This is a genomic window from Mesorhizobium sp. M0018, from assembly GCF_040323955.1.
In the GTDB taxonomy this organism is placed as follows: Bacteria; Pseudomonadota; Alphaproteobacteria; order Rhizobiales; family Rhizobiaceae; genus Mesorhizobium.
Window position 1 is genome coordinate 57,900 of the sequence record NZ_JAMYVL010000020.1, and the last position, 15,184, is coordinate 73,083.

At 62.2% G+C, this 15,184-nt stretch carries 14 protein-coding genes; 12 read left to right on the forward strand and 2 right to left on the reverse strand.

Features of this window, described 5'->3' with window-relative positions:
• Positions 1-13: 13 nt before the first annotated feature.
• From NKJ81_RS24345 to NKJ81_RS24375, 7 genes are all read left to right on the forward strand, one after another.
• A complete protein-coding gene (locus NKJ81_RS24345; RefSeq protein ID WP_352542002.1) occupies positions 14-1,390 on the forward strand; it encodes a pyruvate dehydrogenase complex dihydrolipoamide acetyltransferase in 1,377 nt (458 codons plus the stop codon).
• Between the two features lie 17 nt (positions 1,391-1,407).
• Complete coding sequence (locus tag NKJ81_RS24350; protein ID WP_352448942.1) at positions 1,408-1,827, forward strand: hypothetical protein; 420 nt, start codon at positions 1,408-1,410, stop codon at positions 1,825-1,827.
• A complete protein-coding gene (locus NKJ81_RS24355; RefSeq protein ID WP_352502931.1) occupies positions 1,824-2,462 on the forward strand; it encodes an SGNH/GDSL hydrolase family protein in 639 nt (212 codons plus the stop codon). The genes NKJ81_RS24350 and NKJ81_RS24355 overlap by 4 nt, the downstream gene beginning before the upstream one ends.
• Positions 2,463-2,473: 11 nt before the next feature.
• Entirely contained in the window at positions 2,474-3,919 is a 1,446-nt protein-coding gene (lpdA, locus tag NKJ81_RS24360) for a dihydrolipoyl dehydrogenase (RefSeq protein WP_352542003.1), read from the forward strand.
• Between the two features lie 99 nt (positions 3,920-4,018).
• On the forward strand, positions 4,019-4,276 hold the full coding sequence (locus NKJ81_RS24365; protein WP_352542004.1) for a GlsB/YeaQ/YmgE family stress response membrane protein: 258 nt from the start codon (positions 4,019-4,021) through the stop codon (positions 4,274-4,276).
• A gap of 136 nt (positions 4,277-4,412) precedes the next feature.
• Positions 4,413-5,378: a lipoyl synthase gene (gene lipA, locus NKJ81_RS24370; RefSeq protein WP_352471839.1), complete on the forward strand. Its 966-nt coding sequence runs from the start codon at positions 4,413-4,415 to the stop codon at positions 5,376-5,378.
• A 10-nt stretch (positions 5,379-5,388) separates the two neighbouring features.
• On the forward strand, positions 5,389-5,850 hold the full coding sequence (locus tag NKJ81_RS24375) for a type II toxin-antitoxin system RatA family toxin (RefSeq protein ID WP_352542005.1): 462 nt from the start codon (positions 5,389-5,391) through the stop codon (positions 5,848-5,850).
• Here NKJ81_RS24375 and NKJ81_RS24380 read toward each other — a convergent pair.
• Both NKJ81_RS24380 and NKJ81_RS24385 read right to left on the reverse strand, forming a co-directional pair.
• Positions 5,826-6,335: a CinA family protein gene (locus NKJ81_RS24380; RefSeq protein WP_352542006.1), complete on the reverse strand. Its 510-nt coding sequence runs from the start codon at positions 6,333-6,335 to the stop codon at positions 5,826-5,828. The genes NKJ81_RS24375 and NKJ81_RS24380 overlap by 25 nt on opposite strands.
• Positions 6,332-7,552, reverse strand: a complete 1,221-nt coding sequence (locus NKJ81_RS24385) for a bifunctional 2-C-methyl-D-erythritol 4-phosphate cytidylyltransferase/2-C-methyl-D-erythritol 2,4-cyclodiphosphate synthase (RefSeq protein WP_352542007.1) — start codon at positions 7,550-7,552, stop codon at positions 6,332-6,334. The genes NKJ81_RS24380 and NKJ81_RS24385 overlap by 4 nt, the downstream gene beginning before the upstream one ends.
• Positions 7,553-7,731: 179 nt before the next feature.
• On the opposite strand from NKJ81_RS24385, the gene dusB reads away from it, so the two are divergent.
• The 5 genes from dusB to ntrX all read left to right on the forward strand — a co-directional run bounded on the left by dusB (position 7,732) and on the right by ntrX (position 15,118).
• Complete coding sequence (dusB, locus tag NKJ81_RS24390; RefSeq protein WP_352542008.1) at positions 7,732-8,757, forward strand: tRNA dihydrouridine synthase DusB; 1,026 nt, start codon at positions 7,732-7,734, stop codon at positions 8,755-8,757.
• Entirely contained in the window at positions 8,754-9,896 is a 1,143-nt protein-coding gene (locus NKJ81_RS24395) for a two-component system sensor histidine kinase NtrB (RefSeq protein WP_023675075.1), read from the forward strand. Before dusB ends, NKJ81_RS24395 begins: the two co-directional genes overlap by 4 nt.
• Positions 9,893-11,353, forward strand: coding sequence for a nitrogen regulation protein NR(I) (ntrC, locus tag NKJ81_RS24400; protein WP_254817199.1), 1,461 nt, complete (start codon positions 9,893-9,895; stop codon positions 11,351-11,353). Before NKJ81_RS24395 ends, ntrC begins: the two co-directional genes overlap by 4 nt.
• 128 nt (positions 11,354-11,481) lie before the next feature.
• Complete coding sequence (locus NKJ81_RS24405) at positions 11,482-13,767, forward strand: sensor histidine kinase NtrY-like (protein ID WP_352502927.1); 2,286 nt, start codon at positions 11,482-11,484, stop codon at positions 13,765-13,767.
• Complete coding sequence (ntrX, locus tag NKJ81_RS24410; protein WP_352471845.1) at positions 13,757-15,118, forward strand: nitrogen assimilation response regulator NtrX; 1,362 nt, start codon at positions 13,757-13,759, stop codon at positions 15,116-15,118. The genes NKJ81_RS24405 and ntrX overlap by 11 nt, the downstream gene beginning before the upstream one ends.
• Positions 15,119-15,184 lie beyond the last annotated feature (66 nt).

The following is a 15,184-nucleotide window of genomic DNA, read 5'->3' on the forward strand; positions in this document are numbered from 1 at the left end:
GCGGGAGGACAAAATGCCGATCAACATCACCATGCCGGCGCTTTCGCCCACAATGGAAGAGGGCAACCTTTCCAAGTGGCTGGTCAAGGAAGGCGACAAGGTCTCGCCGGGCGACGTGATTGCCGAGATCGAGACGGACAAGGCAACGATGGAAGTCGAAGCCGTCGACGAAGGCACGGTTGCCAAGCTGGTGGTTCCGGCCGGCACTGAAGGCGTCAAGGTCAATGCGCTGATCGCGGTATTGGCGGCTGAGGGGGAGGATGCTGCTTCTGCCGTCAAAAGCGGTGATGGCGCTGCGCCGGCCAAGGCTGAGGCTCCGAAAGCGGAAGCCGCCAAAGCGGAAACATCAAAGCCCGAAGCGTCGAAGCAGGAGCCTGCCGCACCTACGCCTAAGGCGGACGCGGTGCCGGTCGCCAACGGCCACGCAAACGGTGAGCGCATCTTCGCCTCGCCGCTGGCCCGGCGCATCGCCAGCGAAGCTGGTATAGATGTCGCGGCGCTGACAGGCTCCGGCCCCCGCGGCCGCGTGGTAAAGGCCGATGTCGATGCCGCAATTTCCAGTGGCGGCGCCAAGGCGGCACCAGCAGCAAAAGCGGCGCCCGCCGGCGCTCCGGCGCCTGCGGCCGCAGCACCCAAACCAATGTCCGACGAGCAGGTGCTCAAACTGTTTGCCGAAGGCTCCTACGAGCTGGTCCCCCACGACAATATGCGCAAGACCATTGCGCGGCGGCTGGTCGAGGCCAAAACCACCATCCCGCATTTCTATCTGACGCTCGACTGCGAGCTCGACGCGCTTCTGGCCCTGCGCACGCAGATCAATGCGGCCGCCCCGGCGAAGAAGACCGAGAAGGGCGAAACGCCGGCCTACAAGCTTTCGGTCAACGACATGGTTATCAAGGCTCTGGCCATGGCGCTGATGGCGGTGCCGGATGCCAATGTGTCGTGGACAGAAAACGCCATGGTCAAGCACAAGCATGCCGATGTCGGCGTTGCCGTGTCGATCCCCGGCGGCCTGATCACCCCGATCATCCGGCGTGCCGATGAAAAGACGCTGTCCGTCATCTCCAACGAGATGAAGGATCTTGCCGGCCGCGCCCGTAGTCGCAAGCTGAAACCGGAAGAATATCAGGGCGGCACCACGGCGGTGTCCAATCTCGGTATGTTCGGCGTCAAGGATTTTTCTGCCGTCATCAACCCGCCGCATGCGACGATCCTGGCGGTCGGCGCCGGCGAGCAACGCGCAGTGGTGAAGAACGGCGAGATCAAGATCGCCACGATCATGTCGGTGACGTTGTCGACCGATCACCGCGCCGTCGACGGTGCGCTCGGCGCCGAGTTGCTCGTCGCCTTCAAACGCATGGTCGAAAACCCGATGGGCATGCTGGTTTAAGAGAGGGGAACAGGGCGGTGCGGAAATTCTTCACCAGCCTTTTTGCCTTTTTTCTTTCCGGTTTGGCGGGCGGATTGGTGGCGCAGTGGCTCGCCGTCGCCACCAATGCCGACGTAGAGTACATCCTTGTGTTCATGATCTCGGTTCTCGTCACCGTCCTCGTGACGGTCGCGTTCTTCATCGCACAATTCATGTCGGACCCACGACGGGCAACAAAGCTGACGGCGACCATAGGGGTAGCGTTTTTTGTGCTCGTTGGAGTTGCCCTGATCGGCTGGACTTTCTCCCAGCCCCCAGGCAAGAGCCAGTGGTCGGGCGATCTTCCCGTAGTCGCCGGTCTCGTTCTGCCGGGCATCGCTACAGTGCTGGTCCAGTGGCTTTTCGTGCGCTGGCGATTGGCGCGCTCGCAACCAGGTTTCGGCGGGGCAGGCACATGAAGACGGTCCTCTGCTACGGCGATTCGCTGACCTGGGGCTATGACGCGGCAAACCTCGGCCGTCATCCGCCGGCGGATCGCTGGCCGAGCGTGCTGCAGGCAACATTGGGCAGCGGCGTCGAGGTCATCGCCGAAGGCCTGAATGGCCGAACCACCGCCTTCGACGATCACTTGGCCGGGGCGGACCGCAATGGCGCAAGGCTGTTGCCAACAATCCTGACGACGCACGCACCGATCGACTTGATCGTCATCATGCTCGGAGCCAACGATATGAAGCCGTGGATTCACGGTAATCCGGTCGCGGCCAAACAAGGCATGCAACGCCTGATCGACATCGTGCGCGGTCACGATTACCCGTTCGATTGGCCGGCGCCGCAGATCCTGATCGTCGCGCCGCCCGTAGTCAGCCGCACGGAAAACGCCGAGTTCAAGGAAATGTTCGCCGGCGGCGATGACGCGTCAAAGCGGCTGGCGCCGCAATATTCCGCCCTTGCCGACGAGGCCGGCTGCGGCTTCTTCGATGCCGGCACGGTGGCCAAAACCACGCCGCTCGACGGCGTCCACCTGGACGCGGAAAACACGCGGAACGTCGGGCAAGCGCTGGCGCCGCTCGTGCGCCTCATGTTGGAATTGTGAAGGAGAAAGCCGTGGCTGAGAACTACGACGTCATCATCATCGGCTCCGGCCCCGGCGGCTATGTCACTGCAGTGCGTTCGGCCCAGCTTGGCTTCAAGACGGCGATCGTCGAGCGCGAGCACTTGGGCGGCATCTGCCTCAACTGGGGCTGCATTCCGACCAAAGCGCTGCTGCGCTCCGCCGAGATCATGCACTATTCGGATCATCTGAAGGACTACGGCCTGAAGATCGATGGCAAGGTCAGCGTCGACACAGCCGCCGTCGTCGATCGCTCGCGAAAGGTCTCGCTGCGGCTCAACGGCGGCGTCGGCTTCCTGATGAAAAAGAACAAGGTTGACGTCATCTGGGGCGAAGCCAAGCTGACCAAACCTGGCGAGATCGTCGTGTCGAAATCGTCGAAGAAGCCGATGGAGCCGCAGCCGCCGGCGCCCAAGGGCGTCAAGGGCGAGGGCACCTACAGCGCCAAGCATATCATTCTGGCGACCGGAGCGAGGCCGCGCGCATTGCCCGGCATCGAGCCGGACGGCAAGTTGATCTGGACCTATTTCGAGGCCATGGTGCCGAAAGAGATGCCGAAATCGCTGCTGGTGATGGGCTCGGGCGCCATCGGCATCGAGTTCGCCTCGTTCTACCGCACCATGGGCGCCGAGGTGACGGTGGTCGAACTGCTGCCGGCTGTGATGCCGGTCGAGGACGCCGAGGTCTCGAAATTCGCGCAGAAGCAGTTCGAGAAGCAGGGCATGAAGATCATTCTAGAAGCCAAGGTGACCAAGGTCGAGCAGGGCACTAACTCGGTCACGGCGCATGTCGAGATGAAGGACGGCAAGGTCGAGAAGATCACCGCCGATCGTATGATCTCGGCCGTCGGCGTACAGGGTAACATCGAAAACCTCGGCCTCGAGACGCTCGGCGTGAAGACGGACCGCGGTTGCGTCGTCGTCGACGGCTACGGCAAGACAAATGTGCCGGGCGTCTACGCCATCGGCGACGTTGCCGGACCGCCGATGCTCGCCCACAAGGCCGAGCATGAGGGCGTGGTCTGTGTGGAAAAGATCGCCAATTTCCCCGGCGTGCATGCCATCGACAAGCTGAAGATCCCGGGCTGCACCTATTGCAATCCGCAAGTCGCCTCGGTCGGACTGACGGAAGCCAAAGCGAAAGCCGATGGCAAGGACATCCGCGTCGGCCGCTTCCAGTTCGCCGCAAACGGCAAGGCGATTGCGCTGGGCGAAGACCAAGGTTTCGTCAAGATCATTTTCGACAAGAAGACCAGCCAGTTGCTGGGTGCCCACATGGTCGGCGCAGAAGTAACCGAACTGATCCAGGGCTTCGTCGTGGCGATGAATCTGGAGACCACCGAGGAAGAGCTGATGCACACGATCTTCCCGCACCCGACGCTGTCGGAGATGATGAAGGAGAGTGTACTCGACGCCTATGGTCGCGCACTGAATGCATGATAAATTAGTTGGGGCGAGTCTCACACGGAAGACACAGAGGAACTCGACGGCAGAGCAATTCGTTTCGCAGGCATCATCCATCATACAAGGAGAGGGCATATGGAAATGAACGGCGTGGGCTGGGTTGCAGCCATCATCATCGGTGGCCTGGCGGGGTGGCTGGCCGAGATGGTCATGAAGAGCAATACCGGCATCCTCATGAACATCATTCTCGGCATTGTCGGCGCAATCGTGTTGAACGCCATCTTGCAGGCCCTGAACATCGGCATCTTCGGCGTCGGCTGGATAGCCTATCTGATCACCGGCTTCGTCGGTGCCTGCATTCTGATTGCGGTCGGACGACTGGTGCGCCGCTAACCTCTGTCGGCACTTGCTATGCGAAAAAGGTCACCGCGGCATGCGTGATCGCGGCCTTTTTCTTTTCGCCGAAAAGTCCTAGATGAGTGGGTAGAGCGAGCGCTGGACAAGCGCTTGCCAATGAGCCGGGTTTCACATGGTCACCGTCCTCGACACGATTGCCAATGCGCCGCGCCTGCGGCATCCCGAAAAGGCGCACAAGCCGGATCAGGACGTACTGCGCAAGCCTGACTGGATCCGCGTCAAGGCGCCGATGTCGAAAGGCTATGCCGAGACGCGCGAAATCGTGAAGTCTCACAAACTGGTGACGGTTTGCGAAGAGGCGGGCTGCCCCAATATCGGCGAGTGCTGGGAGAAGAAGCACGCCACCTTCATGATCATGGGCGAGATCTGCACGCGGGCCTGCGCCTTTTGCAATGTCGCCACCGGCATCCCGACCGCACTCGATCCCGACGAGCCGGCGCGCGTCGCGCATGCGGTCAAGCAAATGGGCTTGAGCCATGTCGTCATCACCTCCGTCGATCGCGACGATCTGGCCGACGGCGGGGCCCAGCATTTTGCCGATGTCATCCGTGCGATCAGGGCAGCAACCCCGTCGACGACGATCGAAATCCTGACGCCCGATTTCCTGCGCAAGGACGGTGCGCTGGAGATCGTGGTGGCGGCCAGGCCGGATGTTTTCAACCATAATCTCGAGACCGTGCCGTCTAACTATCTAACGGTTCGGCCGGGCGCGCGCTATTTCCACTCGATCAGGCTCTTGCAGCGGGTCAAGGAGCTTGACCCCTCGATCTTCACCAAGTCCGGCATCATGGTCGGCCTTGGCGAGGAGCGGAACGAAATCCTGCAGCTGATGGACGATTTGCGTTCGGCCAATGTCGACTTCATGACCATCGGCCAATATCTGCAGCCGTCGAAGAAGCACCATCCGGTGATCCGCTTCGTCACGCCGGAGGAATTCAAGTCCTTTGAGACGATCGGCAGGACCAAAGGCTTCCTGCTGGTAGCGTCGAGCCCGCTGACGCGCTCGTCGCACCATGCCGGGGACGACTTTGCCAGGTTGCGCGCGGCGCGCGAAGCGTTTCTCAAAAAGTCCGCCTAACACTGGTTTTATGCCACAATTCGAAGCCCATCGCCGCGTTGCGCATACGCCGGAGCAGATGTTCGCTCTGGTCGCCGATGTCGAATCCTATCCGCAATTCCTGCCGCTTTGCGAGGCACTGACGGTTCGCTCACGCAAGGAACGCGACGGGCGCACCTTGCTCATCGCCGACATGAGCATCGGCTACAAGGCGATCCGCGAGACCTTTACCACGCAGGTGCTGCTGAAGCCGGACGAGAACGCCATAGATGTCAAATACATCGACGGCCCTTTCAAATATCTGAGCAATGTCTGGCGCTTCGACCCGGCGGACGGCGCTGGTTGCAACGTCCGTTTCTTTATCGACTATGAGTTCAAGAGCCGCATTCTGGGTGCGCTCATGGGAACCATGTTCGACCGCGCCTTCCGTATGTTCTCCGAGGCGTTCGAGAAACGGGCCGAAATCATCTACGGCGCGCCATCGACGGCCTGATCCGCAGCGAGCGCGCGCAGACCCAGTTCAAGCGCATGACGGACCGTCTCCCGGCGGATGTAATCGCGGCCCTTGTCGGCGAACAGCTGGCATTCGCTGACTACCGGCCGGCCAGCCACGGCAACGCCGAACCAGACCAGGCCGACAGGTTTTTCCGGAGAGCCGCCGTCCGGACCGGCGATGCCGGTCACCGCCAGGGCGAGCCCGGCCGGCGAATGCGCCAAGGCTCCGGCCGCCATCTCCACCGCAGTCTCGCGCGAGACCGCGCCGTGCGCCTCGAGCGTAGCGGCCGAGACGCCGAGCATCTCGGTCTTGGCCTGGTTGGAATAGGTGATGAAGCCGCGATCGACCACCGCGGAAGAGCCGGCGATGTTGGTCAGCGCGGCGATGATCATGCCGCCGGTGCAGCTCTCCGCCGTCGCCAGCATCATGCCGCGCTGCTGGCAGGCCTTAAGCAGGGCATCTGCGAGACCGCTATTGCTCATTCAGGGACATCCCCTGGAAACACAACGCTGGCAGTCGCGATGGCCGCTATGCCTTCCTCACGGCCGACGAAGCCGAGCTTCTCATTGGTTGTCGCCTTGATCGAGATGCGATCGCGCGAAATTCGCAGCATTGCCGAAAGCGCTTCGGTCATGGCCTCGCGATGCGGGCCGACGCGCGGCGCCTCGCAGATCAGGGTGATATCGGCGTTGGCGATGCGTCCGCCGCGCGCGCGCACCAGCTTCACCGCGTGTTCGACGAAGATGCGTGAAGCGGCCCCTTTCCACTGCGGGTCGGAGGGCGGGAAATGCGTGCCGATGTCACCGGCGCCGCAGGTGGCGAGCAGGGCGTCGGTCAAGGCGTGGAGACCGACATCGGCATCCGAATGGCCGGACAACTTCCTATCGTGTGGAATGGCGACGCCGCACAGGGTGACATGGTCGCCGGGCACGAACGCATGGACGTCATAGCCATTGCCGGTTCGGATGTCGGGAAAACGCGGGGCGCTGGAAAGCCGCTGATCCGCCATTGCAATATCCCGTGCCCAGGTCAGTTTGACGTTGTCCGGCGAGCCGGGAACGATCTTCACCGGAATATGCGCCCATTCGGCGATTGCCGCATCGTCGGTGAAATCCGCTTTGCCCAGATGATGAGCCTTTTCGTGCGCAGCCAGGATCGGCCAGAACGGAAAGCCTTGCGGTGTCTGTGCGGCATGAAGCCCGGCCCTGGACACGGTTTCGCCGATCATGCCTTCGGCCGTTTCGCGCTTGAGCGTATCGGCAACGGGCAAGGCAGGCAGTGCCCCCTGGCGCTCGCCAATGGCGGCGATCGTGCGGTCTATCAGTTCCGCATCGACAAACGGCCGGGCCGCATCATGGATCAAGACCCGGCCCGGCGCATTGCTTCTCAACGCCAGCAGTCCAAGGCGGACGGACTCCTGCCGTGACGTACCGCCGGTCACCGCGACGACACGGTCGGCGTTCGCACCGGCCGCACGGCGGAAAAGCGCGCCGTCGTCGGCATGGATAGCAACGACGACAGGTCCAATCTTCGGATGCGTCAGAAAGGCGTCGAGCGTGCGTGCGATAACGGCGCCGCCGCCAATCTGCTGGTACTGCTTCGGCCCATTGGCCTGTCCGGCGCGCGCGCCGCGGCCGGCGGCAACGATGACCACCGCGACCTTGTCGTCCGCAGCTTGCTTTTCGCTCACATCTCTCATGCCGAGACGCTTAGCGCATGATCCCGAAAAGTGGTATCGCTTTCGGAAGACCTAGGATTGATGCTATCCGGCGATCCTTTTTTCCCAAATGCGCCTTAATGTCACGACATTGCGCGTTGCACATTGCCGCCGTTCTGGCTAGAGAATGTGCAGCAACCGAAGGTGCTTGGTTTTTGTGCATGCCTGATGTGACCAAATTGGCTTCGCCGCTGGATGTGGGTGGCGTGAGAATCCGCAATCGCGTATTTCTCGCGCCCATGTCGGGCATCACCGACGAACCGTTCCGGCAACGCGCCCATGCGCATGGCGCCGGGCTGGTCGTATCGGAAATGGTGGCGAGCGGCGAGCTTGCAAAGGGCAGGGCTGGCTCGGGCCTGCGCATCCGTCATTCCGGGCTGCCTGTCCACATGGTCCAGCTTGCCGGCCGTGAGGCGGCGCACATGGCCGAGGGCGCGCGAATCGCAGCCGGCGAAGGCGCCGACATCGTCGACATCAACATGGGCTGTCCGGCCAAAAAGGTGACGGGCGGCTATGCCGGTTCGGCACTGATGCGAGATCTCGACCACGCGCTGTCGCTGATCGAAGCGGTAGTCGGCGCGGTCGACGTGCCGGTCACGGTCAAAATGCGGCTCGGCTGGGACGAAGGCGCGCTCAACGCGCCGATGCTGGCGCGACGCGCCGAGCAGGCCGGGGTGATGATGGTGACGGTGCATGGCCGCACACGTTGCCAGTTCTATCAGGGCACGGCCGACTGGCGTGCCATCGCACGCGTCAAGCAGGCCGTCTCGATCCCTGTGGTTGCCAATGGCGATGTCGGCTCGCCGGCAGAGGCTGCGTCGATCCTTGACCAATCCGGCGCCGACGCGGTGATGATCGGCCGTGCGCACTATGGCGCGCCGTGGACCGCCGGCAGCATTGTAGCGGCCGCGCTGGCCGAGCCGGTATCCGGCATGCCGGAAAGCCCGCAAGCGCTGACCGATTACGTCATTGCCCATTACGAAGACATGCTGACGCTCTATGGCGTGGAAAGCGGATTGCGCCAGGCGCGCAAGCATCTCGGCTGGTATCTCGACCGCCACGCCGCCACAAGCGACGACCGGCGCAAGGCCATACTCACGTCTTTCGAGCCTGGGCGCGTCATTTCCTTGCTGCGCGACGTATTTTCAAGCGCTCCCGAAGCAGCGAACCTGCGGAGTGCGGCATGAACGCCACCGTCACACAGAGCACGGATATGGCGGACGCCGCGCATATTGTGCTCAACACCATTCGTCGGCCGGTGATCATGGTCGATCCGCAAGGCTTCATCACCTTCGCCAATGCCGATGCCGAGGATTTTTTCCGTTCGAGCGCCACGATGCTCGCCCGCAACACGCTGCACAAGCTCATTCCTTTCGGCAGCCCGCTGCTGACGCTTGTCGACCAGGTGCGCGAGCGCCGGGCGCCAGTCAACGAATACCGGGTGGACGTGTCGTCGCCGCGGCTCGGCATCGAGAAGGTGGTCGATCTCTACGTCGCGCCTGTGACGGAATTTCCAGGCTCCGTCGTGGTAATGTTCCAGGAACGCTCAATGGCCGACAAGATCGACCGGCAGATGACGCATCGCGGTGCGGCGCGCTCGGTCACCGGCCTTGCCGCGATGCTTGCCCATGAGATCAAGAACCCGCTGTCCGGCATTCGTGGTGCCGCGCAGCTGCTTGAACTGTCGGCGTCCGACGAGGATCGCGCACTGACCAGGCTGATCACCGACGAGACCGATCGCATTGTCTCGCTGGTCGACCGCATGGAGGTGTTTTCGGACGAGCGGCCGATCGACCGCTACCCCGTCAACATCCATGTCGTGCTCGACCATGTCAAGGCAATCGCCAAGAACGGTTTTGCCAAGCGGATCAAGATATTGGAGGATTATGATCCATCATTGCCTCCGGTTTTTGCCAATCGCGACCAGCTCATCCAGGTCTTCCTCAATCTGGTAAAAAATGCCGCCGAGGCGATCGGCAGCGATCCACAGGGCGAGATCATGCTGTCGACCGCCTTCCGCCCGGGCATTCGCGTTTCTGTGCCCGGAACGCAGGACCGCGTGTCGCTGCCATTGGAATTCTGCGTGCGTGACAACGGTTCGGGTGTCTCCGAAGATATCCTGCCGATCCTGTTCGATCCCTTCATCACCACCAAGCCGAACGGCTCCGGTCTCGGTCTGGCGCTGGTCGCAAAGATCGTCGGCGAGCATGGCGGCATCATTGAATGCGAATCGACGCCGCGCGGGACCACCTTCCGTATCCTGATGCCGGCATGGAAAGAAACCCAGTTTGGCACCGACGACGACGGTGAAGGAGACCGCAAATGACCGTTCGCGGCAATATTCTCGTCGCTGACGACGATGCGGCCATCCGCACAGTCCTCAACCAGGCGCTTTCGCGCGTCGGTCACGACGTGCGCGTCACCTCCAATGCCTCGACGCTGTGGCGCTGGGTGGCGGCGGGCGAGGGCGATCTGGTCATCACCGACGTTGTCATGCCCGACGAGAACGCCTTCGACATGCTGCCGCGCATCAAGAAGGCGCGACCGGAACTGCCGGTCATCGTCATGAGTGCGCAGAACACGTTCATGACCGCGATCCGGGCCTCCGAAACCGGAGCCTATGAATATCTGCCGAAACCGTTCGACCTGACGGAACTGCTCAACATCGTCAACCGCGCGCTTTCCGAGCCGCGGCGGCCCAAGATCGATACGCGTGCCGACGAGCCGCCTGAAACGATGCCGCTGGTCGGCCGCTCGGCGGCCATGCAGGACATCTACCGCATGCTGGCGCGCATGATGCAGACCGACCTGACGGTGATGATCTCGGGCGAATCGGGTACCGGCAAGGAACTGGTGGCGCGCGCGCTGCATGAATATGGCCGTCGTCGTGGTGGCCCCTTCGTCGCCATCAACATGGCGGCGATCCCACGCGACCTGATCGAATCGGAACTATTCGGGCACGAGAAGGGCGCCTTTACTGGCGCACAGAACCGCTCCACTGGCCGTTTCGAGCAGGCCGAAGGCGGCACGCTCTTCCTCGACGAGATCGGCGACATGCCGATGGAAGCGCAGACGCGGCTGCTGCGTGTGCTGCAGCAGGGCGAATACACCACGGTCGGCGGCCGCACGCCGATCAAGACCGACGTGCGCATCGTGGCTGCCACCAACAAGGACCTGCGCACGCTGATCAATCAGGGGCTTTTCCGCGAGGACCTGTTCTACCGCTTGAACGTTGTGCCACTCAGGCTGCCGGCGCTGCGCGAGCGCTCGGAGGACATTCCGGACCTCGTCCGCCACTTCTTCAAGCTCGGCGTCAGTGAAGGCTTGCAGACCAAGCGCATTTCCACCGGCGGCATCGAGCTGATGAAGCGCTACCCATGGCCCGGTAATGTGCGCGAACTCGAAAATCTCATCCGCAGGCTGGCCGCACTGTATTCGCAGGACGAGATCTCCGCGGAGATCATCGAGGCGGAGTTGAAGACCGGCGAAAGGCCTGTCGTTCCAGGTGGCGGCAACCTCATTCCCGACGACCTTTCCATCGGCCAGGCGGTGGAGCATTTCCTGCAACGCTATTTTGCCTCGTTTGCCGGCGACTTGCCCCCGGCCGGGCTCTATCAGCGAATCCTCTCCGAGGTCGAATATCCGCTGGTCCTCGCCTCGATGACCGCAACGCGCGGTAACCAGATCAAGGCTGCGGAATTGCTGGGGCTCAACCGCAACACGCTGCGCAAGAAGATTCGCGAACTCGGCGTCAACGTCTACAAGTCGTCCAGGCAGGTCTAGACGAATCCCTTTAAGAGCGCTTTCCAGGGGATCGATTGCCGAAAGATTTCCGTCTCGGCCACACTTGTTGCATAATCGCCACAATGCGTTGCATACATCCGACGCAATCACTGGCTCTAGACGGCGACATGGCCCTGCACGCACCGACACTGAGCAAATCGCTTTTCAGCAATACCGGCGCGCGAGACGGTCGCCGGCTGCTTGCGCTGCCGGGCGTGATCGCCGTTGCCGGTGCGCTGGTGACGGCGGCGATCTCCTTCGCCATTCTGGTCGGCGCGACGCCGATCACGCCCGACGCGAGGACGACGCTGGCGCTGATTGCGCTTAATGCGGCGTTCGTCCTGTTTCTGATCTTGCTGGTCGGCCGCGAGGTGCATCGCATCCTGATGGCACGCCGGCACGGCAAGGCTGCGTCGCGCCTGCATGTCCGCATAGTCGCGATGTTTGCGCTGGTCGCCGCCATCCCCGCGATCATGGTGGCGATCATCGCGTCGATCACGCTCGACATCGGCCTCGACCGCTGGTTCGAGATCCGCACCAAGACGATCGTCAATTCGTCGTTGTCGATCGCCGACGCCTATGTGCAGGAAAACGCGCGAAATCTTCAGGGCACGACGTTGTCGATGGCTTACGACCTCGACGCTTCGCGCACGCTCTACGGTCTCGATCGCACCGGGTTCCTCGATCTCATGAACAAGGAGGCGGTGGGACGCTCGCTGGCGCACGCAGCACTCATCAAGCCCGATGGTTCCTTCGTTATGAGCGCCAAGACCGACGCGGACTTTGCCATGCCGGAGCCGCCTGAGGGCGCCGTGGCAAGCGCTGCCGACGGCAAGCCGGTGCTGATAGAGCCGCGCACCCGCAACATCATGGGTGCGATCGTCAAGCTGCGCGAGATCGACGGGCTCTATCTCTACACCATCCGCCTCGTCGATCCCGAGGTGATCAAGGCACGGCAGATCGTCAAATCCAACACCGCCGAATATCGCGGTCTCGAAGACAATCGCCGCACCTCGCAAGTGGCTTTCGCGCTTCCCTATCTGTCGCTGACGCTGATCATCATCCTGTCTGCCATCTGGACCGGCATTGCGGTGGCCGACCGCCTGGTGCGGCCGATTCGTCAGCTCATCGGCGCGGCCGATGAGGTCGCCACCGGCAATCTCGACGTAGCCGTGCCTGTCCGCCCCTCCGACGGTGACGTCGCCTCGCTCGGCGACACCTTCAACAAGATGCTGATGGAGCTGAAATCGCAGCGCAACGAGATCCTGTCGGCCAAGGATTTGATCGACGAGCGGCGGCGCTTTTCGGAGGCGGTGCTTGCCGGCGTCACCGCCGGGGTCATCGGCGTCGATCCATATGGCATCGTCACCATCGTCAACCGTTCGGCGGAAACGATGCTGGCCATATCCGCCACGGCAGCGCTTGGGCAGAACCTTTCGGCCGTGCTGCCGCATGTCGGCCGCGTCTTCGAGATCGGCCGCAAGTCGGGCAAGCCGGTCTATCGCGAACAGGTCACCTTCTATCGTGCCGGCACTGAACGGACCTTCAACGTACAGATCACGATCGAAGCCGGCGACGACGGTTCGGAGGATAAATCCTACGTCGTTACAGTCGATGACATTACCGATCTGGTCCAGGCACAGCGTTCCTCCGCATGGGCCGACGTGGCGCGGCGCATCGCCCACGAGATCAAGAACCCGTTGACGCCGATCCAGCTTTCGGCCGAGCGCATCAAGCGCCGTTACGGCAAGGTCATCACCGAGGACCGTGAGGTTTTCGATCAATGCACCGACACCATCATCCGGCAAGTGGAGGACATCGGCCGCATGGTCGACGAGTTCTCGGCGTTCGCCCGCATGCCGAAACCGGAAATGAAGGCAATCGATCTGCGCGATTCGTTGCGCGAGGCCTCGTTCCTGGTCGAAGTGAGCCGGGCCGACATCACCTTCGAGCGCGTCTTCGGCAATGAGCCGCTCAAAGGCACGTTCGACAGCCGGCTGATGGCGCAGGCTTTCGGCAACGTCATCAAGAATGCTGCCGAAGCCATCGACGGACTTGATGCAGAGGATCGTCCGCACGGCATAATCCGGATTCAAGCCGGGCGTCAGAATGGCGCGATTCGAATCGACGTCATCGACAACGGCAGGGGCTTGCCGCGCGAGAACCGGCAGCGCTTGCTCGAGCCTTACATGACGACACGCGAGAAAGGCACCGGGCTTGGCCTCGCTATCGTCAAGAAGATCGTGGAGGACCATGGCGGGCGACTCGAATTGCACGATGCACCAGCGGACTTCCACGATGGGCGGGGTGCAATGATCAGCATCATCCTGCCGGTTGCCGCCACCGTTCCGGTACGCGGCGAGGGCAAGACGGAACACGAAAAAGAAACTGAAAAGGTCGGTAATGGCGTCTGATATTCTCATCGTCGATGACGAGGAAGACATCCGCGAACTCGTCGCCGGTATCCTGAGCGACGAAGGTCACGAAACACGCACGGCGTTTGATGCCGACAGCGCGCTGGCGGCGGTCGCCGACCGGGCACCCAGGCTGATCTTCCTCGACATCTGGCTGCAGGGCTCGCGGCTCGATGGCCTGGCTTTGCTGGACGAGATCAAGACGATGCACCCGAACCTGCCGGTCGTGATGATCTCGGGCCACGGCAATATCGAAACGGCGGTCTCGGCCATCCGCCGCGGCGCCTATGATTTTATCGAAAAGCCGTTCAAGGCCGACAGGCTGATCCTTATTGCCGAACGGGCGCTTGAAACGTCCAAATTGAGACGCGAGGTTTCGGATCTCAAGCTGCGCAGCGGCGAGACTTTCGACCTTATCGGCATGTCGTCGGCAATGAGCCAATTGCGCCAGACCATCGAGCGCGTCGCGCCGACCAACAGCCGCGTCATGATCATTGGCCCCTCCGGCTCGGGCAAAGAACTGGCGGCGCGCGCCATCCACGCGCTCTCAGCGCGCAAGAGTGCACCGTTTGTGACGCTGAGCGCCGCCAACATCACCCCAGAGCGTATGGAGATCGAGCTGTTCGGCACCGAATCGAACGGCGTCGAACGCAAGGTCGGTGCGCTGGAGGAGGCCCATCGCGGCATTCTCTACATCGATGAAGTGGCCGACATGCCGCGCGAGACGCAAAACAAGATCCTACGCGTGCTGGTCGAACAGCAGTTCGAGCGGGTAGGGGGCACCAAGCGGGTCAAGGTCGACGTGCGCATCGTCTCGTCGACCTCGCAGAACCTGGAAGCCATGATCGCCGACGGCCGTTTCCGTGAGGACCTTTATCATCGCCTGGCCGTGGTTCCGGTCATGGTGCCGGGACTGGCCGAGCGTCGCGAGGACATTCCTTATCTGGTCGACAATTTCATGAAGCAGATCGCTCGCCAGGCCGGCATCAAGCCGCGCCGCATCGGCGACGACGCGCTGGCTGTGCTGCAGGCGCACAACTGGCCGGGCAACGTTCGCCAGTTGCGCAACAATGTCGAGCGGTTGATGATCCTGGCGCGCGGCGACGATGTCGATGCGCCGATCACCGCCGACCTCTTGCCTGCCGAGATCGGCGACGTCATGCCTCGCACTCCAAACAAGTCCGATCAGCACATAATGGCGCTGCCGCTGCGGGAAGCGCGCGAACAATTCGAAAAGGATTATCTGATCGCCCAGATCAACCGTTTTGGCGGCAACATCTCGAAGACGGCAGAGTTTATCGGCATGGAACGCTCTGCATTGCACCGCAAGCTGAAGTCGCTGGGCGTCTGACAGCCAAACCAGTCGTGGCCCACGCAATTATCGGTTACGGCGGTCTTGGAATCGCATAAGAAGGCT